The organism is Mesorhizobium sp. L-8-10 (genome assembly GCF_016756635.1).
Lineage (GTDB): Bacteria > Pseudomonadota > Alphaproteobacteria > Rhizobiales > Rhizobiaceae.
The window spans coordinates 5,223,527-5,247,304 of record NZ_AP023263.1; the positions used below are offsets into that span (position 1 = coordinate 5,223,527).

Annotated in this window: 21 protein-coding genes, 2 tRNA genes and 1 pseudogene; 10 read left to right on the plus strand and 14 right to left on the minus strand. The window is 63.4% G+C overall.

Annotation, left to right across the window (positions count from 1 at the left end; genetic code table 11):
• Nucleotides 1-53: 53 nt before the first annotated feature.
• The gene (locus JN280_RS24200; RefSeq protein ID WP_202306001.1) at nt 54-1,019 is read left to right on the plus strand and encodes a hypothetical protein; all 966 of its coding nucleotides are present in this window, start codon (nt 54-56) and stop codon (nt 1,017-1,019) included.
• Between the two features lie 137 nt (nt 1,020-1,156).
• Here JN280_RS24200 and thrS read toward each other — a convergent pair whose 3' ends face one another.
• From thrS to JN280_RS24215, 3 genes are all read right to left on the minus strand, one after another.
• Nucleotides 1,157-3,139, minus strand: coding sequence for a threonine--tRNA ligase (gene thrS, locus JN280_RS24205; protein ID WP_202306002.1), 1,983 nt, complete (start codon nt 3,137-3,139; stop codon nt 1,157-1,159).
• A gap of 162 nt (nt 3,140-3,301) precedes the next feature.
• Nucleotides 3,302-3,679, minus strand: coding sequence for a membrane protein insertion efficiency factor YidD (yidD, locus tag JN280_RS24210; protein ID WP_202306003.1), 378 nt, complete (start codon nt 3,677-3,679; stop codon nt 3,302-3,304).
• A gap of 80 nt (nt 3,680-3,759) precedes the next feature.
• On the minus strand, nt 3,760-3,927 hold the full coding sequence (locus JN280_RS24215; protein WP_202306004.1) for a hypothetical protein: 168 nt from the start codon (nt 3,925-3,927) through the stop codon (nt 3,760-3,762).
• A gap of 95 nt (nt 3,928-4,022) precedes the next feature.
• On the opposite strand from JN280_RS24215, the gene JN280_RS24220 reads away from it, so the two are divergent.
• Nucleotides 4,023-4,928 carry a LysR substrate-binding domain-containing protein gene (locus JN280_RS24220; RefSeq protein WP_202315017.1) on the plus strand — a complete coding sequence of 302 codons (906 nt, stop codon included), beginning with the start codon at nt 4,023-4,025 and terminating at the stop codon, nt 4,926-4,928.
• Between the two features lie 27 nt (nt 4,929-4,955).
• Here JN280_RS24220 and JN280_RS24225 read toward each other — a convergent pair whose 3' ends face one another.
• The gene (locus JN280_RS24225; protein WP_202315018.1) at nt 4,956-5,402 is read right to left on the minus strand and encodes an iron-sulfur cluster assembly scaffold protein; all 447 of its coding nucleotides are present in this window, start codon (nt 5,400-5,402) and stop codon (nt 4,956-4,958) included.
• A gap of 236 nt (nt 5,403-5,638) precedes the next feature.
• Here JN280_RS24225 and folE point away from each other — a divergent pair, with 236 nt between their 5' ends.
• The 3 genes from folE to JN280_RS24240 all read left to right on the plus strand — a co-directional run bounded on the left by folE (nt 5,639) and on the right by JN280_RS24240 (nt 7,876).
• The gene (folE, locus tag JN280_RS24230; RefSeq protein ID WP_202306005.1) at nt 5,639-6,280 is read left to right on the plus strand and encodes a GTP cyclohydrolase I FolE; all 642 of its coding nucleotides are present in this window, start codon (nt 5,639-5,641) and stop codon (nt 6,278-6,280) included.
• A gap of 77 nt (nt 6,281-6,357) precedes the next feature.
• Nucleotides 6,358-6,816, plus strand: coding sequence for a phosphoribosyl-AMP cyclohydrolase (gene hisI, locus JN280_RS24235; RefSeq protein ID WP_202306007.1), 459 nt, complete (start codon nt 6,358-6,360; stop codon nt 6,814-6,816).
• Nucleotides 6,817-6,904: 88 nt separating this feature from the next.
• A complete protein-coding gene (locus JN280_RS24240) occupies nt 6,905-7,876 on the plus strand; it encodes a patatin family protein (protein WP_202306008.1) in 972 nt (323 codons plus the stop codon).
• Between the two features lie 9 nt (nt 7,877-7,885).
• On the opposite strand, the gene recJ is transcribed toward JN280_RS24240, so the two are convergent.
• From recJ to JN280_RS24265, 5 genes are all read right to left on the minus strand, one after another.
• A complete protein-coding gene (recJ, locus tag JN280_RS24245) occupies nt 7,886-9,670 on the minus strand; it encodes a single-stranded-DNA-specific exonuclease RecJ (RefSeq protein ID WP_202306009.1) in 1,785 nt (594 codons plus the stop codon).
• 148 nt (nt 9,671-9,818) lie between these two features.
• Complete coding sequence (gene glpX, locus JN280_RS24250) at nt 9,819-10,799, minus strand: class II fructose-bisphosphatase (protein ID WP_202306017.1); 981 nt, start codon at nt 10,797-10,799, stop codon at nt 9,819-9,821.
• Between the two features lie 193 nt (nt 10,800-10,992).
• On the minus strand, nt 10,993-12,306 hold the full coding sequence (locus JN280_RS24255) for a homoserine dehydrogenase (RefSeq protein ID WP_202306018.1): 1,314 nt from the start codon (nt 12,304-12,306) through the stop codon (nt 10,993-10,995).
• 148 nt (nt 12,307-12,454) lie between these two features.
• Complete coding sequence (locus JN280_RS24260) at nt 12,455-13,672, minus strand: LL-diaminopimelate aminotransferase (RefSeq protein WP_202306019.1); 1,218 nt, start codon at nt 13,670-13,672, stop codon at nt 12,455-12,457.
• Nucleotides 13,673-13,879: 207 nt separating this feature from the next.
• Nucleotides 13,880-14,101, minus strand: a complete 222-nt coding sequence (locus tag JN280_RS24265; protein ID WP_202315346.1) for a hypothetical protein — start codon at nt 14,099-14,101, stop codon at nt 13,880-13,882.
• 245 nt (nt 14,102-14,346) lie between these two features.
• Between JN280_RS24265 and phaC the strand changes: the two genes are divergently transcribed.
• From phaC to JN280_RS24285, 4 genes are all read left to right on the plus strand, one after another.
• Nucleotides 14,347-16,170, plus strand: a complete 1,824-nt coding sequence (gene phaC / locus JN280_RS24270) for a class I poly(R)-hydroxyalkanoic acid synthase (protein ID WP_202306022.1) — start codon at nt 14,347-14,349, stop codon at nt 16,168-16,170.
• 417 nt (nt 16,171-16,587) lie between these two features.
• Nucleotides 16,588-17,721: a YcbK family protein gene (locus JN280_RS24275; protein WP_342216118.1), complete on the plus strand. Its 1,134-nt coding sequence runs from the start codon at nt 16,588-16,590 to the stop codon at nt 17,719-17,721.
• 75 nt (nt 17,722-17,796) lie between these two features.
• A tRNA-Glu gene (locus JN280_RS24280) sits at nt 17,797-17,872 on the plus strand.
• A 594-nt stretch (nt 17,873-18,466) separates the two neighbouring features.
• A tRNA-Met gene (locus JN280_RS24285) sits at nt 18,467-18,543 on the plus strand.
• A gap of 271 nt (nt 18,544-18,814) precedes the next feature.
• Here JN280_RS24285 and JN280_RS24290 read toward each other — a convergent pair.
• The gene (locus JN280_RS24290; protein WP_446720787.1) at nt 18,815-21,328 is read right to left on the minus strand and encodes a BPTD_3080 family restriction endonuclease; all 2,514 of its coding nucleotides are present in this window, start codon (nt 21,326-21,328) and stop codon (nt 18,815-18,817) included.
• On the opposite strand from JN280_RS24290, the gene JN280_RS24295 reads away from it, so the two are divergent.
• Complete coding sequence (locus JN280_RS24295) at nt 21,281-21,631, plus strand: phage terminase small subunit P27 family (protein ID WP_202306025.1); 351 nt, start codon at nt 21,281-21,283, stop codon at nt 21,629-21,631. The two genes, JN280_RS24290 and JN280_RS24295, sit on opposite strands and share 48 nt — an antisense overlap.
• A gap of 333 nt (nt 21,632-21,964) precedes the next feature.
• Here the strand turns inward: JN280_RS24295 and JN280_RS24300 are convergent, their stop codons facing one another.
• The 4 genes and pseudogenes from JN280_RS24300 to JN280_RS24310 all read right to left on the minus strand — a co-directional run bounded on the left by JN280_RS24300 (nt 21,965) and on the right by JN280_RS24310 (nt 23,767).
• Nucleotides 21,965-22,540 carry a hypothetical protein gene (locus JN280_RS24300; protein WP_202306028.1) on the minus strand — a complete coding sequence of 192 codons (576 nt, stop codon included), beginning with the start codon at nt 22,538-22,540 and terminating at the stop codon, nt 21,965-21,967.
• A 110-nt stretch (nt 22,541-22,650) separates the two neighbouring features.
• Nucleotides 22,651-22,806: pseudogene (locus JN280_RS39545) on the minus strand (MarR family transcriptional regulator); the annotation flags it as partial.
• Nucleotides 22,807-23,189: 383 nt separating this feature from the next.
• A complete protein-coding gene (locus JN280_RS24305) occupies nt 23,190-23,360 on the minus strand; it encodes a DUF3489 domain-containing protein (RefSeq protein WP_202306030.1) in 171 nt (56 codons plus the stop codon).
• A gap of 5 nt (nt 23,361-23,365) precedes the next feature.
• Nucleotides 23,366-23,767, minus strand: a complete 402-nt coding sequence (locus JN280_RS24310; RefSeq protein ID WP_202306032.1) for a hypothetical protein — start codon at nt 23,765-23,767, stop codon at nt 23,366-23,368.
• Between the last annotated feature and the right edge of the window lie 11 nt (nt 23,768-23,778).

The window sequence follows — 23,778 nt, forward strand, 5'->3', positions numbered from 1 at the left end:
GCCGGCACGATTAAGCCTTGAAATTGCCACCGCCTTGGGCTTCAAGGCAAGGGATGATCGCCGGTCGCAGCAGACTGTTAGCCCCGATACTCCTGACGGCCGTGCTGGTGGCGGGGCCGCGACACGCATTTGCCCAGGATCCCCGCAAGTCCGGCAAAGGCGACTTTCCCGGCGTGACGAGCTATGCCCCGACGCGGCCCGACAGGCCGCTCGCCCGGGGGGAAGGCAAGATCACCGTTGCCGCCAAGCTGACCGATGATGCGCCTGATCTGAAGCGCGGGCTCGTATGGCGGATTTTTCAGCCGGATCCTGGCCCGGACGGCAAGCTGCCCTTGGTCGCGTCCGCGCAGGGCGGCACGATCGAGTTCGAGCTTGAACCCGGCAGCTATCTCGTCCACGCCTCCTTCGGCCGGGCCGGCGCGACCAAGAGAATCAGCGTCGGCCGTGAAGCCAAGCGGGAAAGCCTCGTGCTCGACGCAGGTGGGCTCAAGCTCGACGGGGTGCTATCCGGCGACCTCAGGATCCCGCCGGACAAGCTGAGCTTCTCGATCTACGAAGCCACGGCCGATGCCGACGGCGATCGCGCCCTGATCGTTCCCGACGTCAAGCCTAACAGGGTGGTGCGGCTGAACGCGGGCACCTATCACGTCGTCTCGACCTACGGCTCGGTCAATGCGGTCATCCGCTCCGATATCCGCGTCGAGGCCGGCAAGCTCACCGAGGCGACCGTGGAACACCATGCAGCGGAGATCACCTTGAAGCTGGTGCGCGAGCCCGGCGGCGAGGCGATCGCCGACACATCGTGGTCGATCGTCAGCGATTCGGGCGATCCAGTGCGCGAGAGCGTCGGCGCCTATGCCTCCATGGTGCTCGCGGAAGGCGAGTACACGATCGTGGCCAAGAATCGCGACCGTATCTATCAGCGCGATTTTACCGTCGTTCCCGGCCGCAACCAGGAGGTCGAAGTGCTCGCCACGGACGGCACGTCCGCGACCGCCGCCCAGGACCAAGCCGACTGAGGCCCTCCTGCCCCCAAGCGCCAAATTCACCTTCGAAATCGACGAAAAACGGCTTGCACGGATCGGCCGCTCCAGACCAGGCGGCAACAGGCAGCCGGTCGGGGCGGGAAAACTCCCCCGCCCCTTGACCTTCTCCGTCAGGCCGCCTTGGCGAGCCGCTTGCGCCGAAGGTCGGGCGCGAGCGCCTCGTCGGCCAGTGCCGTGACCGCCGCTTCGAGGGTCTGCGACTGCTGGTCGCGCGAGCCCAGCCGCCTGACGTTGACGGTGCCCTCTTCCGCCTCGCGCTTTCCACAGACGAGGATGACGGGCACCTTGGCCAGCGAGTGCTCGCGGACCTTGTAGTTGATCTTCTCGTTGCGCAGATCGGCTTCGGCCGAGAGGCCCGCGGCCTTCAGCCGTTCGACCACCGAGCGGGCATAGTCGTCGGCATCGGAGGTGATGGTAGCGACGACCACCTGCAGCGGCGCGAACCATAGCGGGAAATGACCGGAATAGTTCTCGATGAGGATGCCCAGGAAGCGTTCCATCGAGCCGCAAATGGCGCGATGGACCATCACAGGCTGCTTCTTCTCCGAATCCGAGCCGATATAGAAAGCGCCGAAGCGCTCCGGCAGGTTGAAGTCGACCTGGGTCGTGCCGCACTGCCATTCGCGGCCGATGGCGTCGCGCAGCACATACTCGAACTTCGGACCGTAGAACGCGCCCTCGCCCGGATTGATCGACGTCTTGATCGTGTTCGACTGCGCCTTGATGGTGGCGAGCACGCCGCTCATGATGTCTTCGGCATGATCCCACGCCTCGTCGGAACCGACACGCTTGTCGGGCCGCGTCGAGAGCTTCACCTCGATCTGGTCGAAGCCGAAATCGGCATAGGTCGTGAGGATCAGGTCGTTGATCTTCAGGCATTCCTCGGCGAGTTGTTCCTCGGTGCAGAAGATATGCGCATCATCCTGCGTGAAGCCGCGCACGCGCATCAACCCATGCAGTGCTCCGGAGGGCTCGTAGCGATGCACATTGCCGAATTCCGCAAGCTTTATCGGGAGATCGCGGTAGGACTTGAGGCCGTGCTTGAAGATTTGTACATGGCCCGGGCAGTTCATGGGCTTGAGCGCGAAGACGCGGTCGTCCTCGGTCTCGTCGCCGGCCGACTGCACTTTGAACATGCTTTCCTTGTACCAGCCCCAGTGGCCGGAGGTCTCCCACAGCGACTTGTCGAGCACCTGGGGCGCATTGACCTCCTGGTAGTCGAGATCCGAGAGGCGGCGGCGCATGTAGGACACCAGGTTCTGGAACATCTTCCAGCCCTTGGCGTGCCAGAAGACGACGCCCGGTCCCTCTTCCTGGAAATGGAACAGATCCATCTCGCGGCCGAGCCGGCGGTGATCGCGCTTCTCGGCCTCCTCCAGCATGTGGAGATAGGCGTCGAGTTGCGCCTGATCGGCCCAGGCCGTACCGTAGATGCGCGTCAGCATCGGGTTGTTGGCGTCGCCGCGCCAATAGGCGCCGGCCACCTTCATCAGCTTGAAGGCGTTGCCGATCTGGCCGGTCGAGACCATGTGCGGCCCGCGGCAGAGATCGAACCAGTCGCCCTGGGCGTAGATCTTGAGCTCTTGATCCTCGGCAATCGCATCGACCAGTTCGACCTTGTAGGCCTCGCCCTTGTCGCGAAACACCTGCCTGGCCTTCTCGCGCGTCCAGACCTCCTTGGTAAAGGGCCTGTTGCGGGCGATGATCTCCCGCATCTTCTTCTCGATCGCGGGAAAATCTTCCGGCGTGAAAGGCTCGTTGCGGGCGAAGTCGTAATAGAAGCCGTTCTCGATGACTGGTCCGATGGTCACCTGGGTTCCCGGCCACAGTTCCTGCACGGCCTCGGCCAGCACATGGGCGGCGTCGTGGCGGATGAGTTCCAAGGCGCGCGGGTCGTCGCGAGTCACGATCTCGATCGCGCCGGACTGGCCGATCGGGTCGGAGAGATCGCGCAAGGTCCCATCGAGCGCATAGGCGACCGCCTTCTTCGCGAGCGACTTCGATATCTGCTCGGCGAGCGTTGCGCCCGTCGTCGCCGCATCGCAGGGGCGGACAGAACCATCGGGAAATGTGAGGGAAATGCTGTTGGCCAAGGTCTTACTCCTATCCAGTCCCGCAAACGAGCGCGGGTGGTGTTTGCCGGAATCCGGCGGCGCGGCGTTTCTAGTGGCGAAATGCGGGGTCGTAAACAGTAATGAAGGCCGCAGGGGCGGAGATTTTCGTCCGCGGTTCTTCGACCGCATCAGGCTCGGCTGCTATCCAACCCCATGGTCCCGGGCGCGCTTGCGGCCGATTCCCCAATATCGCCAGGGAAGATACCAGCGGTAGCGATCATCGAGCTGCTCCGGGACGCGGTCGATGCCGTGGGTGCCGCCTGGCCCGCAACGGGCGACCCTGAAGAGCGCCATCCAGCCACCCGCCCAGAGCCCGTGGCGGGCGATAGCCTCGTATGCATATTCCGAGCAGGTCGGCAGATGTCGGCAGGAGTTTCCGACGAAGCCTGAAAGGGTCAGCTGGTAAAGCCGCACCAATGCGGTCCCCGCGAGTCGGCCCGGCGTCTTAGGCCAGGGGCCGGACCAGTTGCGACCCTGCCCCGTGCCGCGCCCGGGCCTGGCATGGTGGTCGTGCGTCATCGAAAGGACCGCCGTCGCGAGGGCTCCATTCCCCTTAGATGTCGCCTCAGCCTCGAATCCGCAATGGCCTCCGTGCCTACTTACTCGAAGCGTTTGCGCCGGGGCCCGTGGCCGGCACCCAGCTTGCGGTCACCGTCCGTGGACCGATCCTCGCGACGAGCGGGATCGTTCTCCCAGGATCGATCCAGTCTCTCCTGGAAGGTGAGCAGCCGGATCACCTCGGTCATGATCTCAAGGTACTCCTTCATTTGTACTTGCCTCCTTGCTCGGAGGAGTAGAGCGCCACTGGCATCGGCGCTCAAACGAGTATAATTTCCAGGTCGGATAACATGGTGTTATGCGAATGAAGCGTGGGCGGCTGCCGTTGACGGCCCTCAGAAGCTTCGAGGCGGCAGGGCGACATCTGAGCTTCAGCCGTGCCGCGGAGGAGCTGTTCGTCTCGCAGGCGGCGATCAGCCGGCAGGTGCGCGAACTCGAGGCTTTCGTGGGACATCCATTGTTCGAACGGCTGCACAGGCGCGTTGAACTGACCGAAATCGGATACAAGCTGATCGACCGGCTGACGCGCAGCCTCGACGAGATCGACCATTGTCTGAGTGAGATCCAGGCGACACCGATGCAGAGCCTCGTGAAGGTCAGCGTGGAGCCGTCTTTTGCCGGCTCATGGCTCGTGCCGCGGCTCAACCAGTTCCGCACACTTCGGCCCGACATCGACGTCTCGGTCGATGTCGATCCTCAATTGGTGGAATTTCGCACCCACGAGGCCGAGATCGCAATCCGCCACAGCCTCACCGAGCGCTCCTGGCCGCGGACGCAGTCGGTGCATCTGTTCGATACCTCGGTGACGCCGGTTCTGTGTCCCGCCCTGCTCGCCTCGGGGCCGCCTTTGATGGAGCCGGCCGACCTTCGGCACTACACGCTGCTGCACGAAGAGAACCGCGACGGCTGGCTATGCTGGTTCGAGGAAGCGGGTATGGCCGAAGCCAGCCCCGCGCGTGGTCCCATCTTTCCCGACGGCGCGCTTGCCGCGCAGGCAGCCTTGCTCGGCCATGGCGTGGCGCTGATCGACCCTCTGATGGTCAGCCGCGAACTGCGGGAGGAGGACCTCGTCCAGCCGTTCGAAGTCGAGGTGCCCTGGGGCGCCTACTGGCTGGTCGCTCCGGACCTTGCCGCGCTCAGCGAACCGGCAAGTGCTTTTGCAGCCTGGCTGAAGGAGGAACTGGGAGTGGCACAGGCAAAGCCGACATGACCGTCGGCTCCGCGTTGCGCGCCGCGATCAGGCGGCTTCGCCGGCGCGCTTCTTCTCGATCTGGCCGATGGCGTCGACGACCGCGTCGAAAGTGAGCATGGTCGAGGCATGCCGTGCCTTATAGTCGCGCACGGGCTCGAGATATTTCAGGTCGGCGAACCGGCCGTCGGGCGGCGGCCCGTTTTCCTTGAGCATCCGGCGCATGGTCTCTCGAACCTCGCGCAACTCCGCTGCCGTGGAGCCGACGACGTTCTGCGCCATGATCGATGACGAGGCCTGCCCAAGCGCGCAAGCTTTCACGTCATGGGCGAAATCGGTCACCGTATCGCCGTCCATCCTGAGGTCGACGGTCACCGTCGACCCGCACAGCTTCGAATGCGCCATAGCCGTCGCATCCGGATTGTCGAGCCGGCCGATGCGCGCGATATTTCCGGCGAAGCCGAGAATTTTCGTATTGTAGACGTCGCTGATCATCTTTTTCCACTCAGCCGCCGTTTCGCGAACAGGCGTTGCCGCCGGCGTGTCTTTCAATCGCGTATCCAGCGCATATATAATGGTCCGGCTCCAGCATCGGCAAGGCGGGAACCTTGACATGCAGGAGCCAGAACATGCCGCTTTCGGGTACTGGACATGACGTTCGCGCAACCCGTAACAGGCAGTGGTCCGTTAAACTCGTTCCTCCGCAGAGTGGAACTACGGGAGACGCCTTTATGGATGCCGTCATCAAGAAGCTCATGCCCAAGTCCGACTACATGGAAAGGGTGGTGGGCGATCGCCCGACCCAGGAAGAGGTCGAGGCGGCGGTTCGTGTCCTGCTTCGCTGGACGGGCGACAATCCCGAGCGCGAGGGTCTGAAAGACACTCCCACGCGCGTTGCCAAGGCCTATCGCGAAATGTTCGCGGGCTACGACATGAACCCGGCCGAGGAGCTCGGCCGGACCTTCGAGGAAGTCGCCGGCTATGATGACCTCGTTCTGCTCAAGGACATCGAGTTCCATTCGCATTGCGAGCATCACATGGTGCCGATCATCGGGAGGGCGCATGTCGGCTATCTGCCCGACAACAAGGTTGTTGGCCTCTCCAAGCTGGCACGCGTGGTCGACATCTTCGCGCAACGCCTGCAGACACAGGAAGCAATGACCGCGCAGATCGCCAATGTGATCCAGGAAGTTCTCAACCCCCGCGGCGTCGCCGTGATGATCGAGGCCGAGCATATGTGCATGGCCATGCGTGGCATCAAGAAACAGGGCTCCTCGACGCTGACGTCGACCTTCACCGGGGCGTTCAAGGCTCCGGAGGAGCAGGTCCGCTTCGTCACCATGGTCCGTGCCGGCATTCGGAGCGGAAACTAGCGCTGCCCGCCAGTCGAAACCTCTAGCGGAACGGTGGCTTCACGCTGTTCTCACGGTCCTTCCCTAAGGAATTGGACATGCAGACGATCGTTTTTCCAGAACCGGCCGGCGACAAGGCCCTGCTCGAACAGGGCAGCGTCTTTTCGCCGCGGTTCGACGCCAACGGCCTCATTACGGCCGTCGTCACCGACGCGGGCGATGGCATGTTGCTGATGGTCGCCCATATGAACGCCGAGGCGCTCGCCCTAACCATAAAGTCCGGAATTGCGCACTATTGGTCGCGTTCCAGGGCATCGCTGTGGAAGAAAGGCGAGACCTCGGGAAACGTGCAGCACGTGGTGGAAGTCCGGACGGACTGCGACCAGGATGCGATCTGGCTTAAGGTGAAAGTCGCAGGACACGACGCAACTTGTCACACAGGCAAACGTTCTTGCTTCTACAGGGTAGTTGAAGCCGGAGCCGATGGAATAGGACTGAGAAACGACGGAAGCGAAGCCCTGTTCGATAGTTCAAGCGTCTATCATGCAAAGAGATGACGCGTTGATGATTTGAAAACCACGTAGATTCATCGTTCCTATACGATAAAGCTGTATCAGGAAGGGTGGGACACAAGGGGAGAGTGCGATGCTCGAATGGGCGTCGATGCGCAGCAGGGCCGATGTGAGGGAAGCGAACGACTTCTCCTCATTGGGCGGGGCACCCGAAGCAAAGCCGGTAGGGAAGTCGGGCATCTCGCTCGCCCTGGGTGGCGGCGCCGCGCGTGGCTGGGCACATATCGGCGTGCTTCGCGCGCTCGATGAAGCCGGCATAGAGATCAACATGATCGCGGGCACCTCGATCGGTGCACTGGTCGGCGGTTGCTACCTGGCTGGAAAGCTCGACGAACTCGAGGAATTCGCCCGCAGCCTCACCAAGCGCCGGATTTTCGGCCTTCTCGATCTGCAGTTCGCCGGCAACGCCCTGTTCGGTGGCATGAAGCTCAACGCGCGGCTGCAGCAGCACCTCTCCGGGATGACCTTCGACGACTTGCCGAAGCCCTTCGTCTGCGTCGCGTCCGAGATCCGCACCGGCCACGAAATCTGGCTGTCGAGCGGATCGCTGATCACCGCGATGCGCGCATCCTATGCCCTGCCCGGCGTGTTCGAACCGGTGACGTGCAACAAGCGCGTCCTGGTCGATGGCGCACTGGTCAACCCCGTGCCGGTGTCGGTCTGCCGCGCCTATGAGCAGCCGCTGGTCGTGGCTGTAAACCTTCACTACGACCTCTATGGCCGGGCCGCCGTCATCAAGCACAGCGCCGGCGAACTCGTCGTCGAGCGGGACGCCGACCGCAGCGGCCGGTCGAGCAGCGAGCTCACTTCCAGGGAGTCTCGCCTCGGCATCACCGGCGTCATGGTCGAAGCCTTCAACATCATCCAGGACCGCATCTCGCGGGCCCGCCTCGCGGGCGACCCGCCAGATCTTTCACTCCAGCCGAAGCTCGGCCATATCGGCCTTTCGGAGTTCCATCGCGCCGACGAGGCGATCAATCTCGGCTACGAGGCGACGAAGGCCCAGATCGCCGATCTGACACGGCTGCAGACCGTGCTCGCCTGACCGGCGGGATCACGCTGGCGCGGCATCGATGATGCGGAACTGCACGTTGCGCGCGCCGTTCCAATAGTTTCCCGACAACGCGCCGGCGACATGAACAGTCGCGCCGCGATGCTTGATCAGGAACTGGCCGAGATCGGTTCCGTCCGCGCGGAATGCGATTGCCTGAATCCTGCCGCCGCTCTCCGACTTCAGGTCGGCGCGGATGTGATTGGTGCCGATCAGCCGCGCGTCGGCCAGACGATGTCGAGGCAGCACCAGGACCGGCGCCGGGTGGCCCGCACCGTAAGGCCCGGCCCGCTCCAGCGCGTCCAGAAGGTCCTGCGTGGCTCCATCGGCCGAGAGTGCGGCGTCGATCTTGAGGCTCTCCTCGTCGCGCAGCCGCATCACCTCGGAGGCGGCCTTCGCCTCGAAGAAAGCACGGAGAGCGCCGAGCTTCGACCGCTCCACGGTGATGCCGGCGGCCATGGCGTGGCCTCCACCCTTGACGATCAGGCCCTCGGCCGCTGCCTCCCGCACCAGCCGGCCGAGATCGAAGCCGGAGACGGAACGTCCCGAACCGGTTCCGACGCCGTTCGCGTTGAAGGCTATCGCAAAGGACGGACGTCGAGCGTGATCCTTGAGCCGCGACGCCAGCAGCCCGACAATGCCGGGATGCCATCTTTCGCTTGCCGTCACCAGGACGCCCGGCCCGGCCCCGCCGAGCAGCTCGGCGTCGGCTTCGGCGCGCGCTTCGGCAAGCATCTCCTGCTCCATTGCCTGCCGCTCCTGGTTCAGCCGGTTCAACGTCTCGGCGATCGCGTCGGCCTCGGTCTGCTCGTCGGTCGCCAGCAGGCGGCTGCCCAAGGCCGCGTCGCCGATGCGCCCGCCCGCATTGATGCGCGGCCCGATCAGGAAAGCGAGATGGAAGGCATTGACAGGCTCGCCGATGCGCGACACGCGCGCCAGCGCCGCGAGGCCTGGATTGTTCTGCTGGCGGATGGCGATCAGGCCTTTCACCACAAAGGCACGGTTGACGCCGACGAGCGGGACGACGTCGCAAACCGTGGCCAGCGCCACCAGGTCGAGCATCGACAGCAGGTTCGGAGCGGCGGTTCCGGTATTGTGGGCGCGCAGCAACTTGGCGGTCTGGACCAGCGCAAGGAACGTGACGCCGGCCGCGCACAGATGCCCTTGGCCCGACAGGTCGTCGTTCCGGTTGGGATTGACGACGGCCGTCGCCGCGGGCAGCGGCCCACCCACCTGATGATGATCAAGCACGACGACATCGGCGCCAGCCGCCTTTGCGGCTTCGATCGAGGCCGCGCTGTTGGTGCCGCAATCGACGGTGACGATGAGGCTCGCGCCGCGCGCGACCAGTTCCCGCATCGCGTCCGGATTGGGACCGTAGCCCTCGAAGATGCGGTCCGGGATGTAGATGTCGGCCGACACGCCGTAATGCGCCAGGTAGCGCCTGAGCAGCGCCGAGGAGGCCGCTCCGTCGACGTCGTAGTCGCCGAAAATCGCCACCTTCTCGCGGCGCAGGACCGCCCGGGCGATCCGATCCGCGGCCGCCTCCATATCGGTGAGCGATGCGGGATCGGGCAGCAGGTCGCGGATCGTGGGATCGAGGAAACGCCCGGTCGAGTCGCTGGTAACGCCCCTGCCGGCGAGTACGCGCGCCAGGAGATCGCCGGTGCCATGGCCCTGCGCGATCGCGAGTGCGGCCATCTCCTGCCGCTCGTTCAGCCGGTGCTCCCAAGCGATACCGGTCGCGGAACGTCTGACGTCGAGGAAGAAACGCTTGTCCAGGGTCATCCGTGGACACCTCGCGCCGGCAACAGGCCGCCGGAGCCTTTGGGGTCCAGCGGCCGTCTTTCGAAGCGATGTGCCGTCGCGATCCTTCGTCCACACATGATTCGAGGACGATAGCCGAGGCCGCCGCGCTTGCGCAAAGGCTTGCCCGTCAGAACTTGTCGAGATCCTGATGCCTGGCCTTGATCTCACGCACCGTCTGGGACGACGAGCGCATGACGATCGTGTGGGTCTGGATCGAGTGGCGTCCGAACTTCACGCCAGACAGCATGTTGCCGTCGGTGACTCCGGTGGCCGCGAACAGCACGTCGCCGCGCGCCATCTCGTCCATGCGGTAGACCTTGTTCGGGTCCGAGATTCCCATCTTGGCCGCGCGCGCGATCTTCTCGTCGGTGTTGAGCTGCAGGCGCCCCTGCATCTGGCCGCCGATACAGCGCAGCGCGGCCGCCGCCAGCACGCCTTCCGGCGCGCCGCCGATGCCGAGATAGATGTCGATGCCGGTCTCATCCGGATCGGTGGTGTGGATGACGCCGGCGACGTCGCCGTCGCCGATCAGCCGGATCGCGGCGCCAGTGGCCCGGACGTCCTCGATCAGGCGCGCGTGGCGCGGGCGGTCGAGAATGCAAGCCGTGACCTCCGAGACCGGAACTCCCTTGGCCTTGGCGAGATTGGCGATGTTCTCGGCGGCAGAAGCGTCGATATCCACGATGCCCGCGGGATAGCCCGGTCCGATCGCGATCTTGTCCATATAGACGTCAGGCGCGAAGAGCAGGCTGCCCTTTTCGGCGATGGCGATGACGGCCAGCGAGTTGGGCAGGTTCTTGGCGCAGATCGTGGTGCCTTCCAGCGGATCGAGCGCGATGTCGACATCCGGCCCCTCCCCGGTGCCGACCTCCTCGCCGATATAGAGCATCGGCGCCTCGTCGCGTTCGCCCTCGCCGATAACCACCGTGCCCTTGATCGGCAGCCGGTTGAGTTCCGAACGCATCGCGTCCACCGCCACCTGGTCGGCCGCCTTCTCGTCGCCCCGACCCCTCAGCCGCGCCGCGGCCACGGCTGCGCGTTCTGTGACGCGCACCAGTTCGAGGGTGAGGATCCGGTCCAGACCACCGGTTGTCGCGCCTTTCGCCATCTGTGGTTCCTGCTGAAATTCATTGTCGTTTCGGCGCGCGTCGCGCCTGCGGGCTCTCCTTTTGTCAAAGTGAAATGACAACGGCAAGACCTTCGGCGGGCTTTGCCGGGCCGGCCAAACATATCAATCGATTAAGTTTTTCGGCTGGCGGGACGCGGCGCCGCGCAAGCGGGATCGGTCGCCTTGTCGCGTGCTATTCCGCGCGCTCGATGCGGATCACCTGCGGCTTGTCGGTGAGGTGGCCATCCTTGGTGATCCCCTCGACGGCCTTCCGTACGGCAGCCTCGGTCGTCTCATGGGTGACGAGAACGACCGTCTTTTGCGAACCGGCCTCGGGACCCGCCGAATGCTGGACGATCGATTCCAGTGATATCTCGTTGTCGGCCATACGCTTGGCGATCGCCGCGAAGACGCCGATCCGGTCGTGCACGGTGAGCCGGATGAAATAGCCGCCGGCGTGGGAGCGCATCTGGGCCTTCTTGTAGGGCCTGAGTTCCCGGGCGGGACGGCCGAAGACTGGGCCGTGCTGGAAGCCCGGGCGGCTCTTGGCGATGTCGGCGATATCGCCGACCACCGCCGATGCGGTCGCATTGCCTCCGGCACCGGGACCGGACAGCAAAAGTTCGCCCAGGATGTCGGTCTCGATCGCCACGGCATTGGTGACGCCGTGCACCTGGGCGATGACAGACGAGGTCGGCACCATGGTCGGATGCACACGCTGTTCGATCCCGCTTTCCGTCTTCTGGGCGACGCCCAGCAGCTTGATGCGGTAACCGAGTTCGCCCGCGGCGCGGATATCGGCCTGGGTGATGTTGGAGATGCCTTCCAGATAGATGTCGTCGGCCGCGATGCGGCTGCCGAATGCCAGGCTCGTCAGGATCGACAGCTTGTGCGCTGTGTCGTGACCCTCGATGTCGAAGGTCGGATCGGCCTCGGCATAGCCGAGGCGCTGCGCCTCCTTCAGGCAGGCATCGAAGGACAGCCCTTCGGCCTCCATGCGCGTCAGGATGTAGTTGCAGGTGCCGTTGAGGATGCCGAAGACGCGCGTGACCGAATTGCCGGCCATCGCCTCGCGCATGGTCTTGATCACCGGAATGCCGCCGGCGACCGCCGCCTCGTAGTTGAGCAGCACTCCCTTCTTCTCGGCGATCTCGGCCAGTGCGACGCCGTGCCTGGCGAGCAGCGCCTTGTTCGCGGTGACCACATGGCGGCCGGCTTCGAGCGCCGCCTTGACTCCCTCCAGCGCCGGTCCGTCCTCACCGCCGATCAGTTCGACGAACACATCGATGTCGGCCTTGCGCGCCAGCTCGGCCGGATCGTCGAACCATTGCGCCTTACCGAGATCCACCCCGCGGTCCCTGCCCCGGCTGCGGGCCGAGACGGCGGTCACGACCAGGTCGCGGCCGCACTGACGCGTCAGTTCTGCCGCCTTGTCGGCGAGCACGCGCGCGACCGAGGCACCCACCGTGCCCAGGCCGGCAATTCCAACACGCAAAGCTTCGGCCATGACCGTATCGTCCCTCGATCGCCGCGGCATCGGCCCGAAAATCGGAACCGACTTTCGGAAAGCTCGACGCGCAAATCTAAAGTCTTGGAGCGTCCCCAGCGCGTCCGAGGGACGCGGGGTGCTCTGGTGAAAAAACGTTGCCGCGCGATCAGCGCCGCGCGGCGAGCGAAACCACGTTGTCGGCAGGCCCCTCCGCCGACGACAGGAAACGCTTGATGTTGCGCGCCGCCTGACGGATGCGGTGCTCGTTCTCGACCAGGGCGATACGGACGAAATCGTCGCCATACTCGCCGAAGCCGATACCGGGTGCGACGGCGACATCCGCCTTCTCGATCAGAAGCTTCGAGAACTCCAGCGAGCCAAGCCGCTTGAACGGCTCCGGGATCGGCGCCCAGGCGAACATCGACGCCGGTGGCGCTGGAACGTTCCAGCCGGCTCGGCCGAAGGAGTCCACCATCACGTCGCGACGCTTGTGATAGACCTCGCGCACCTCGGCGATATCGGATCCGTCACCGTTGAGCGCCGCCGTCGCGGCCACCTGGATCGGCGTGAACGCGCCATAGTCGAGGTAGGATTTGACCCGCGTCAGCGCCGCGATCAGCCTTTCATTGCCGACGGCGAAGCCCATGCGCCAGCCGGGCATGGAGAAGGTCTTCGACATGGAGGTGAACTCGACGGTGATGTCGATGGCGCCGGGAACCTCGAGGACCGAGGGCGGCGGCGGGCAGTCGAAGTAGATTTCGGAATAAGCGAGGTCGGACAGGATGATGATGTCGTTCTTCTTCGCGAAGGCGACCACATCCTTGTAGAAATCCAGCGACGCGACCAGCGCAGTCGGGTTGGAGGGATAATTGAGGATCAGCGCCAGCGGCTTGGGGATCGAGTGGCGGATGCCGCGCTCCAGCGCCGGAATGAAGCCGTCGTTCGGCTCGACTTGAAGCGAGCGGATGACACCGCCCGACATGATGAAGCCGAAGGCGTGGATCGGATAGGTCGGATTGGGGCAGAGCACCACGTCGCCAGGCGCCGTGATCGCCTGCGCCATGTTGGCGAAGCCCTCTTTCGATCCCAGCGTCGCGACGACCTGGGTGTCGGGATCAAGCTTCACGCCGAAGCGTCGTGCGTAATAGTTGGCCTGTGCGCGGCGCAGCCCCGGTATGCCGCGCGAGGACGAGTAGCGATGGGTGCGCGGGTCGCGCACGACCTCGCACAATTTGTCGACGATGGCCTTCGGCGTCGGCAGGTCCGGATTGCCCATCCCGAGGTCGATGATGTCGGCGCCGCGCGATCGTGCGCTGGCCTTCAGCCGATTGACCTGCTCGAACACATAAGGCGGGAGCCTGCGGACTTTGTGAAATTCTTCCATCTCGGTCGGTTCCAGGGGGGCGGAGCAACAGCGCGGGCGCGATATACACCCAATTGCCACGAGGGTCGATAGATCAGGGCCCGGCCTTTCCGAAAAGACTTCGAAAATCGAACCGCCTCAGCCTCGATCGTCCCGGCAAGATCGACCGACCGCGCGAATCGCGCCCGCGAAGGCACCGTTGCCGCCGCGCCGGGCAACCGTCCGGCGCTATTCGCCCTCGATCTGCTTCAATGCGTCCTGGGCGTGGCTTTGCGCAAGCTTCTTCAATTCGGCCGTGTTGGCGGTCGGCTTCGCCGTCGCTCCCTCGGCCGTCAGCTGCTGCTTCTCGGCCTTGAGCTGAGCCAGCTTGGCTGACTTTTCCTCGGGCGTGATCTGCTCGGCCGCGACCTTCGGCGGCACGTTGAGGTTCGGAAAGGTCCCGGTATTCATGCCCTTGCGCTCCGCTCCGGCGGACGCGGTCCGGGACGTCGCGCTGTCCGGGGAGGCGCAAGCACTCAGCGATGCGATCACCCCAATGCCCACGAGACCTCGGGTCAAGCTGCGAAAGCCGGGGAGAAAGCCGATACGCTGTGTCATATTCTTTCCCCATCGGGCGCTGTAGGTAGGTGTTGGACCCTCTTCGAGGTCCCGTGATAACATGTCAACAAAAGGGCCCATGGGAGGACAGGAGCAGCATGTCTAAACCCGACGATTCTGGCAAGACCGATGCGGCGTCGCCGGTCGAGCAGTACATCGTGAAGGATCCTGAGCGCTTCGCACTCAATCTGGCGCGGATGATCGAGGAGGCGGGCAAGGCCGCAGCAGCCTGGGCCGGTCCGCGGGAGCGTGGCGAGGTGCGCGACAGCGTCGCCGAGCCGGTCGCCGACATGATCAAGACCTTCTCCAAGCTCACCGAATACTGGCTGTCCGACCCGCAGCGCGCGCTCGATGCGCAGACCCGCCTGTTCTCCGGCTATATGAACGTCTGGGCCAACGCGATCCGCAAGATCGGCGGCGAGGCGCCCGAGAATGCGGTGAAGCCCGACAGCGGCGACAGGCGGTTCCAGGATCCGGACTGGGGACGCAACGCCTTCTTCGACTTCCTGAAGCAGGCCTATCTGGTGAGTTCGCGCTGGGCGGCCGATCTCGTCGAGCACGCCGAGGGGCTCGACGAGCACACCCGCCACAAGGCCGGCTTCTATGTGAAGCAGATCAGCCACGCCGTCTCGCCGTCCAACTTCATCCTGACCAATCCCGAGCTGTTCCGCGAAACCGTGGCGAGCGACGGCGAGAACCTGGTGCGGGGCATGCGCATGCTGGCCGAGGACATCCATGCCGGCAAAGGCGACCTGAAGCTGCGTCAGGCGGACTACTCGCGGTTCGAGGTCGGCAAGAACATCGCCGTTTCCCCGGGCAAGGTGGTGGGCAAGAGCGATGTCGCCGAGATCATCCAGTACGAACCGACGACACAGACCGTACTGAAACGGCCGCTGCTGATCTGCCCGCCCTGGATCAACAAGTTCTACATTCTCGATCTCAACCCCGAGAAGTCGTTCATTCGCTGGGCGGTCGAGCAGGGCCACACTGTGTTCGTGATCTCCTGGATCAATCCCGACGAGCGCCACGGCACCAAGAGCTGGGAAGCCTATATACGCGAGGGCATCGAATACGGCCTCGACACGGTCGAAGCGGCGACAGGCGAACGCGAGGTCAACGCAATCGGCTATTGCGTCGGCGGCACGCTGCTCGCAGCCGCCCTTGCCCTGATGGCCCAGGAAGGCGACGACCGCATCCGTTCGGTCACCTTCTTCACGACGCAGGTTGATTTCACCTATGCCGGCGACCTCAAGGTCTTCGTCGACGAGGACCAGATCGCCGCTCTCGAACGCGCGATGAACGAGAAGGGCTATCTCGAGGGCACGAAGATGGCGACCGCCTTCAACATGCTGCGCTCGGGTGACCTCATCTGGCCCTATGTCGTCAACAACTATATGCGCGGCAAGGAGCCGATGCCGTTCGACCTGCTCTATTGGAACGCGGATTCGACGCGGATGGGAGCCGCCAACCACTCCTACTACCTGCGCAACTGCTATCTGGAGAACAACCTGTCCCAAGGCCGCATGCAACTCGCCGGACACACCGTCTCGCTGGGCGACATCGCGATCCCCGTCTACAATCTGGCGTCACGCGAGGATCATATCGCCCCGGCGCGCTCCGTGTTCCTCGGTTGCCGCTATTTCGGCGGCGAGGTCGAGTATGTGATGGCGGGCTCCGGCCACATCGCGGGCGTCGTCAATCCGCCCGCTTCGAAGAAGTACCAGCATTGGACCGGTGGAAAGCCGGTTGGCGACTTCGACGAATGGGTGGCCAAGGCCAAGGAGAACCCCGGGTCGTGGTGGCCGCACTGGCAGGCCTGGATCGAGGCCAAGGACAACCGTCGGGTCAAGGCGCGCAAGCCAGGCGCCCGCACCGAGACGTTCGGCGATGCGCCGGGAGCCTATGTGAAGGTGCGCGTTTGAGTGAAGGCGTGCGAGTCGCTCGCCGGCAAACAGCCCGGCAGGATGGGCCGCCTCCAGCGGGGCGCACTGCTCTGCGGCCTCCAGGCAATATGTAACAGTTTGTAATGTCCGTTGAATTGACCGTCCGGTAAAAGCGGGCGAAATGGTGACCGCACTTCACGAAGCTGCCTTATTCCATTCCTAGCGGGATGGTTTTGCGAGACGGGCAGATTCGTTCATATGGTTTCCTTCGGCAGAAGCCGGCCCGAAGCCGGCATTTTTGAAGCCGCGGTGACGGCGCCGGGGAAACGGAGAAGGGGAAGCGTATTGAAACGAGGGCGATCGCTTAACGCGACGAGGGAATGGCGCATCGTTTCGATTGCGATGTTCTCTGCGTTCCTGGCTTCCTGCACGACCAATGGTGAAACCACCTTCAATATGACCTCTCCATCCTATGCGCCCGGCGTGGCCGGCGTGATGGAGCAGGCGGCCGCAGAGGCAAGTGCGGCAGAGAACACCACCGCTGCCACGCAAACCGGGACCGAAGGCGACCAGTCTGCCGCACCCGCAGCGACGACGACATCACCCACGCTTGCTTCGGCCTCAGCCGAAACGGCACTTCCGCAGCAGGTCGCCTATCTGCCGACCTCGAATCCGCTAGCGAAATTCCCTGACATTCCCGCGGCCGCGGCTTCCTCCGGCCAGGAGCCGGCCGCTTCTCCGGCGGCTGACGCGCAGCCCGAGGCCAAATCGGCGGCGCCCGGGGAAGCGGGTCAAGGCGCCACAGCCGCCGCGATCCCCGCGCCGAAGCCTTCCAAGGCCCCTGATACTCCCGCAGCCGAGGGCGAGGTCTATGTGACGGCAATCGACCCCAAGCCGGACGCCCCGATCGAACCCAAGAAGCGCGGCTTCCTGTCGTCACTGTTCGGTACGGCGCCGGCGGCCGCGGCAGCACCGAGTACTGCGGCGGCGCCCGCACCCGCCCGCAAGCCGACCCCGATCATCGAACTCGCCTCGACACAACGGCCCAAGCTCGTCAAGGCGTCGCTGGCGACCAGTTCTGGCGGCGACTATGCATTGCCCGGCGTCCGGCAGACGGACCTGTTCGAGATCAAGCGCAAGTCGGGACTCGACGACGACAGTGACGTCGATCTGCACGAAGACGAGGATATCGGGCCGATTCGTGTCGCATCCGCGGCCGGTCTCGCCCGGCTGGCTCCGAACGGCCTGATGACGCAGACCGATCGGGTCGACGTCTCGTGCCTCAAGCCGTCGCTGGTACGCGTGCTCAAGACGGTCGAGCAGCATTACGGCCGCAAGATCGTGGTGACGTCGGGCTATCGCAGCCCGGCCCACAACCGCCGGGCTCGTGGCGCCAAGAATTCACTGCACATGTACTGCGCGGCAGCCGACGTGCAGGTGCAGGGCGTCAGCAAGTGGGAACTCGCGAAGTTCGTCCGCTCGATGCCCGGCCGTGGGGGCGTCGGCACTTATTGCCACACGGAATCGGTGCATATCGACGTCGGTCCCGAGCGCGACTGGAACTGGCGCTGCCGCCGGCGCAGGAGCTGAAAAAAGTTTGGATTTCCGCTTGATGACGGGTTGCCGGTTCCCGCCAAGCTCACTATAAGCCGGTTCGTTCCGAGCGCGCCCATCGTCTAGCGGTCTAGGACGCCGCCCTTTCACGGCGGAAACACGGGTTCGATTCCCGTTGGGCGTGCCAATAAAATCAGGGACTTAACTGTTCCTCATTTGCAATCATCGAATACGCGTCGAATATACGTCGGCGGATTTCGGCGAACAGCCATCTCACAGTGTTACTGGTCTGAGCTCAAACGGGCCTCGGCAGAACGTTGCCGACCGATGTGCCGAGCATCTGACTCGGACCGATGAAGGCGACGAAGGCATCTGTAGCAGCGACCATCCGGCTGTTAACCGGTTGGTCGCTGGTTCGAATCCGGCCCGGGGAGCCACTCTTTCCAAGCACTTAGTGGCATGTAGAATCGGCGAGAAATCCCGCGATCTACGGGATATCTACGGATCTGCCGATTGGTTGATGGCGCTACAGTCCAGTCCTGACCGGAACACGACATATCCAGAGCGTCGCTTGCCATGGCACCGGCCAGACGCCCCGGTGCTTTTCGATGATGGCGAACCTCATCGTCGCGATGTAGGCTGCTGCATTTGTCAGGGATGTCGCGCTCCGCCTTCCCTTTTGCCATGTCGCGCCGCAGCTTCTCGATCTAAGCTGCTCGGGCTTCCTTCGCCCGGAGCAGCCGCGACAAAACGCGGGCGATTTCGAGGCCCGGCCAACCGGGGCGGAGTAGCTCAGTAGGTTAGAGCAGAGGAATCATAATCCTTGTGTCGGGGGTTCGAATCCCTCCTCCGCTACCAGCACCGCCCAGCAAACTATTCTCCGCGTTGACAAGAGGCGCCTCAAAAGCCCAGCTTTCCCGCGGCTTTCAGCAAAAAGCTGTGTGCTGGCCTGAGCGGCAAACCAGCCGAATCGCTCTTCAGAGAGCGGATTTTCTCCAAAGCTGTGTGCTTCGCCGTTTAGCACAGAGGTCTTCAGATCGAGCGATTTCAAGGACTTAGCGTTAAACTCTTTAAAGCCGAGTTTGTAGTATCACCTGCTTGGCGGTGGCAACCTGATCGAAAAAGCGCTTCAAGTCAGTTGGAACTCGCACTGGTCCCAACTTGCCACCGTGAAAGTATTCAGCATCAAGCCCAGACGGCTCGAGTCAGTGACAAGAAGATAACTCCAGGTTCCGTGCTGGCCGAGCTGCGTCACGGCCTTGGCCCATCGCTCCGCCGCCTTGGCCTTTGCGTCGGCATTGTCGGTGACCTGACCCTTGATCTCGACGATGACGTTCTGATCCGCGTCGGTCACAACGATAAAGTCTGGGACGTATTTTGCCGGCAGTCCGTGGCGGCGGTAGGGAATGAAGAAACCAAGCCGTTCGTTCTTCACCCACTTCCGAACGCCCGGATGCGTGTCGAGAACAAGGGCTGCGATCTGTTCCCACTTCTGCGTGTCCGCGACCATGGCGTTGAGATGGCAGCGTGTGGCGGGCTGGATCGGCTTCGTCGTGTGGAAATCGACGTAGAGCGTGCTGCCGCGCCCGGCCGCCCCTTGCGGGATGATCGCCACTTCGGCGGCGGATGTTGAGGAGCCTTTCTTTATGGCGTCGAGCAACGCGCCGACCGCAGCCTGCGTGTATTCGCCCACAAGCAAAACGTCGCATGGCTGGCTGTCGCCCTTCCTTTCCAGCTTTTCGGCAAGGAAGCGTTTCGCGGCGAAGGCGACGCGCGGGAAAAGCTGCTGAACCGGTACGGCGGCAGCACCATTGTCGGCCTGCCAGCGGACGCAGATTTCTCGGGCGAGCCGGAAGGCTACCTGCTGGTCGCGGAACAGCGTACGCCACTCTTTCAAAGAAAGGACGGGCCTTTCGCCGGGGCCGTAGGCCGCCAACGTGCCGTCCGGCGTGGTGAGCGGTGTCAGTTCGACGCGCTGCGGGATGCGCATGGGGTCGATCGTGACCTTCGCCACCTGGTCCCAATCGACGAAAACCTCGAAGCTTCCCGACTGGTGATAGCCGGTCACGATCGGGAATGTGATCTCGTACTCCGCCTTCTCGGGCACCGAATAGATGTGGTTCGGGTGGGGCTGCGGCAACTGCGGCCCGGCCGGTGCGACCTTGAACGGAATCAGCTCGAATGGCACGCCGAAGACCTTGGCGGTTTCCTCGGCGAGCATCTGCGTATCCTCGTTGAGCGCATAGCTCTTGCGGCGCAGGGCGCGGCCGACGACTTGCTCGCACAGGAGCTGCGACCCGAACGGCCGCAAACCGACGATATGGGTCACGGTGTTAGCGTCCCACCCCTCGGCCAGCATTGCGACGGAAACGATGCACCGAATGTCTCGCCCCGGCGGTGTGCGCTCGTCGATCCATTTCAGCGAGCCGTCATTGTCGTCGCTTGCGGCCTTCTCGTTGTGCTTGCGCACAAGCTCGGACCATTCTTCCGGCACCTTGCCGCCGGGCCACTCGGCCTTGCCGACGGTATCGAGAATGAAACGCAGCCGGCGCGTCTCGTCCTTCGTGCCGCCGGCCTCGATGTCCTCCATCACCTTGGAGTCGATGCGGACGATCACTTCCTCGCCGGGCGTGTTGCGGAACCACGGCGGCGAGACGCCGTAGCCATCATTGCCGTTGGCGAGCCACGAATGAACCTCGCGCGCGACGGCTGTGTCGCGGCAGACGACGATGAAGACTGGCGGAACCGGATGCCTTTGCTGCTGCTTGGAATGCTGCTCCCATTCAAGAAACCGTTGATGCCATTCAGTGGCCAGCAGATTGATGGGGGCGCTGGCATAGTTCATGACGATTTCAGGCGTCACGTTAGTGCCGTACCCGTCCTCTTTCGCCTTCGCCTGCACCCATCGCCAGATATTGAAATAGGCCGCTTCCTCGGCTCCGGCTACGTCGCGGGTGGGAAGCTGCGGAATCTTCACAAGGCCGGATTCGATGGCGTCGAGCAGGCCGAAGTCAGAGACGATCCACGGGAAGGGCTTGCCGACCTCATTGCCGGAGCCCTGAATGTAGAAGGGCGTCGCCGACAGATCGACGCAGAGATGGATACCGCGCCGCCGGCTGCCCCCAGCCAGTTTGTCGATGCGGTCCAGCCCTTCAATCCAGATAGTCGCCTCGCGCTCATTCTTGCTGGCGAGGTCTTTGTCCTCGTCGATCGATTGTTCCTCGATCGCGGCATCGCCGCGCCGGTAGGCGTGATGCGCCTCGTCGTTGAAAATCAGCCAGTGCGGGCTGCGGCCCTTGCCGCTGCTCAGCTCGCGGCGGATGCGCTTGAACCATGCAGCATCGGACTCGAAGTATTTCACTTCCACGGTTTCGTTGGGCTTGCCGGCGTTCTTCACGATCTCGACGGGTTCGCCGGTCTTCACGACCTTGGCGGAGTCGCCGTTTACGGTGTTGGTTTCCTTCTTCGCCAGCCGGTGCCAGTTGGCGATCATCACCTCGCCGCGCCGCAAGTCCTCCATGCGATGCACAGGGACCAATTGCCGGGTTCTGTAAAGTGACAGATCACCGCCATTCCCACCTGCCCGGCGCATCTGATGTCGGCGGCCAAGACCGAATGGAAACGGCTGGCCCGCTACCTCCATGACCTCGGCGTGATCAGCGAACTCGACCGCGCGGCGCTCGCAGCCTATTGCCAAGCCTACGGTCGATGGGTGGAGGCTGAGAAGAAGCTGAAGGAGACTCCTCCCCTCCTCAGGACGCCCGCCGGTTATGTTCAGCAATCTCCCTGGCTGGCGATCTCGAACAAGAACGTCGAACTGATGCACAAGTTCATGAGCGAGCTCGGGCTCTCGCCGGTATCACGCGGTCGGGTCGAGACCACGCGCAGCATGGGTCCGAAGCCATGGGAGTTCACCGGCCAGGAAGACGACGAGTTCTTTTCGTGAAACTCCGCGCTACCCAGGAGCATCTGTCGGTTGTTTGAGGCGACGCTTCGTATCGGCTGTCGCCAACTGACCCACGAGGTCGAAACTCTCATTCCGCAGGGTGCGGCCAGATCTCCAGCCTATGGTCCGGTGTTCCTGTCGAGCGCAAATGCGACCCTCTCGCGCAGCAACTCGGCCATGTCACCATTTTGAGGGTTCCGCCAAGGAATCCACCTCGCCGCGCTCTCGTCGTCGGTGCAGAACGCCGGTAATCAGTAAGGACTGACTCGCAATAAGTCGGTTGATTTGGACCAGAACAGTGTCCTGTAACTCTTGTCGCTCCCCGTCGGCCATCTACTTTGCGAGGCGGGCTTGGAGGGCTGTCTTGTCGATTTTCTTCTCCAATCCTGTGATCAATGTGTATGCGTCTGCGTTTACCGACTGTATAAGAGGGATCGACCTGTCACGGTAGACGACGTTGGCTTCGTCCTTCTTGCCTTCTACGAGTAGATCATGCACTTCCATTGCCACTGCGGATAATTTCTCAACGTTGGCGTGGATATCTAAGAATCGTTTCAATTCGTCTTCGGTCGCGCCTTTGTTTCGCTGCGCCGCCTTCAGTGCGTTGGCCATGTCTGGCTTTATTCGCCCGATGAACTTGACGATGTTTTGGTTCTCGTTCGGCCGTATTCCACCTGTGGCGGCTTCTCCCTCGTATCGCGTCCAGCCGCCGTAGGCTGCGAGCAGCGCGATAGTCTCCAGATTCACGATTCCTTCGCCGGCGCTTTCCAGTTTGTATGTCTGGCTGATCAGCTTCTGCATCTGGGCGATGCTTTGGATCGTCTCGGCGGGCGTGGGGTTCTGAGCGCCAGCTGGGAATGCGAGCGTGAGCAGTAGCGGTAAGAAAGCGAATTGAGAGAATATGCGCATTGCATCCCCTCCAAGCGGGTAGGCAGGAATCGAACCTGCATCTTACGGTCCCCGGAGCTTGCCACCAAGCTACTACTCTTTGCAGCACGGGTCGACTCCGTTTGCTGCAACTAGTACCTCGGCAGAGAGGAAATGACGGGTTGGATGGGTTGCAACCTGGGTAGGCTATCGGGTTCGACGAGCAGTTCAATGCTGCGTGCGAGGCCCGGTTGCCTCCGGATCAATCCAGCGCGCTCGAGGGTGAGCACCATCTGATGAACGGACGGCGCAGCATCAAACGCTTGTCGAAGCCAGTAGGGAGTGTTGATGCCGGTCACCAGATGGAGCGCCCCGGCCCCGGCAATGAGCACTGCCAACGGCAGCCAAACGGGCACCCTCCGTCGCCGGCGATAGTGGCCTTGATAGCCTCTTCGCCGTGTAGGCTTCCTACCGGAGTAGACTGCTTTCCCCACCGCAATGCCCAACCTTCCCAGAAAACAGCAAAGCACAAATCAAGGTTGCCGTCGAATCCGGATGAAGATGGCTGTCGAAACACAGGTATTGGATGCGAGGCCTGCATACGAAGCTGGAACACGAAGGACTATCGGCTGACAAAAATGCGCCGGCCAGAGTGTTTCTGACCGGCGCTCATGATCGGCGACTGGCAAAGTCAATCGGTGATCCTGTAGACGCGTCCGCGGCCTTCGACCTTCTCCGAGGTCACGTTGAGGCCGAGCTTCTTCTTCAGCGCACCGGCAATCGCGCCCCGCACGGTGTGCGATAACCATCCGGTGGCGCTCATGACTTCCTCAATGGTCGCGCCAGAGGGAGCGCGCAGCATCTCGATCAGCTTCGCCTGCTTCGTGCCGTCGCGGGTCTTCGTCGCCTCGGGCGCAGAGTCGGCACCCGCGGCCCTCTTGGCGCGGCCGGCTTTGGCCTTTGCTGGCTTTGCCGGAGCGGCCTGAGCAGCTCCTGTGGCCGGCTCCGGCCCCTGCTCCGTCTCGATGCCGAGGACTTCGACGCTCGCGGCGTCAGCACCAGTGCGAGGCGCTGATCATTCTCGGCGATGCGCCAAACCAAGTCGCCAAGCTCGGCCTGGACTTCTTCGACCAGCCCCTTGGCGATGAGGCTGCCGATCACCTTCTCGGCGGCACCGCCCTTCAGGTTCGCAGGCAAGGGCAGCACACGGCGATCGGCGCGCCGGCAGGCGGTGTTGAGGATGACGAGTTGCGTATCGGAGAGTTTCATCGGGGTTCTCC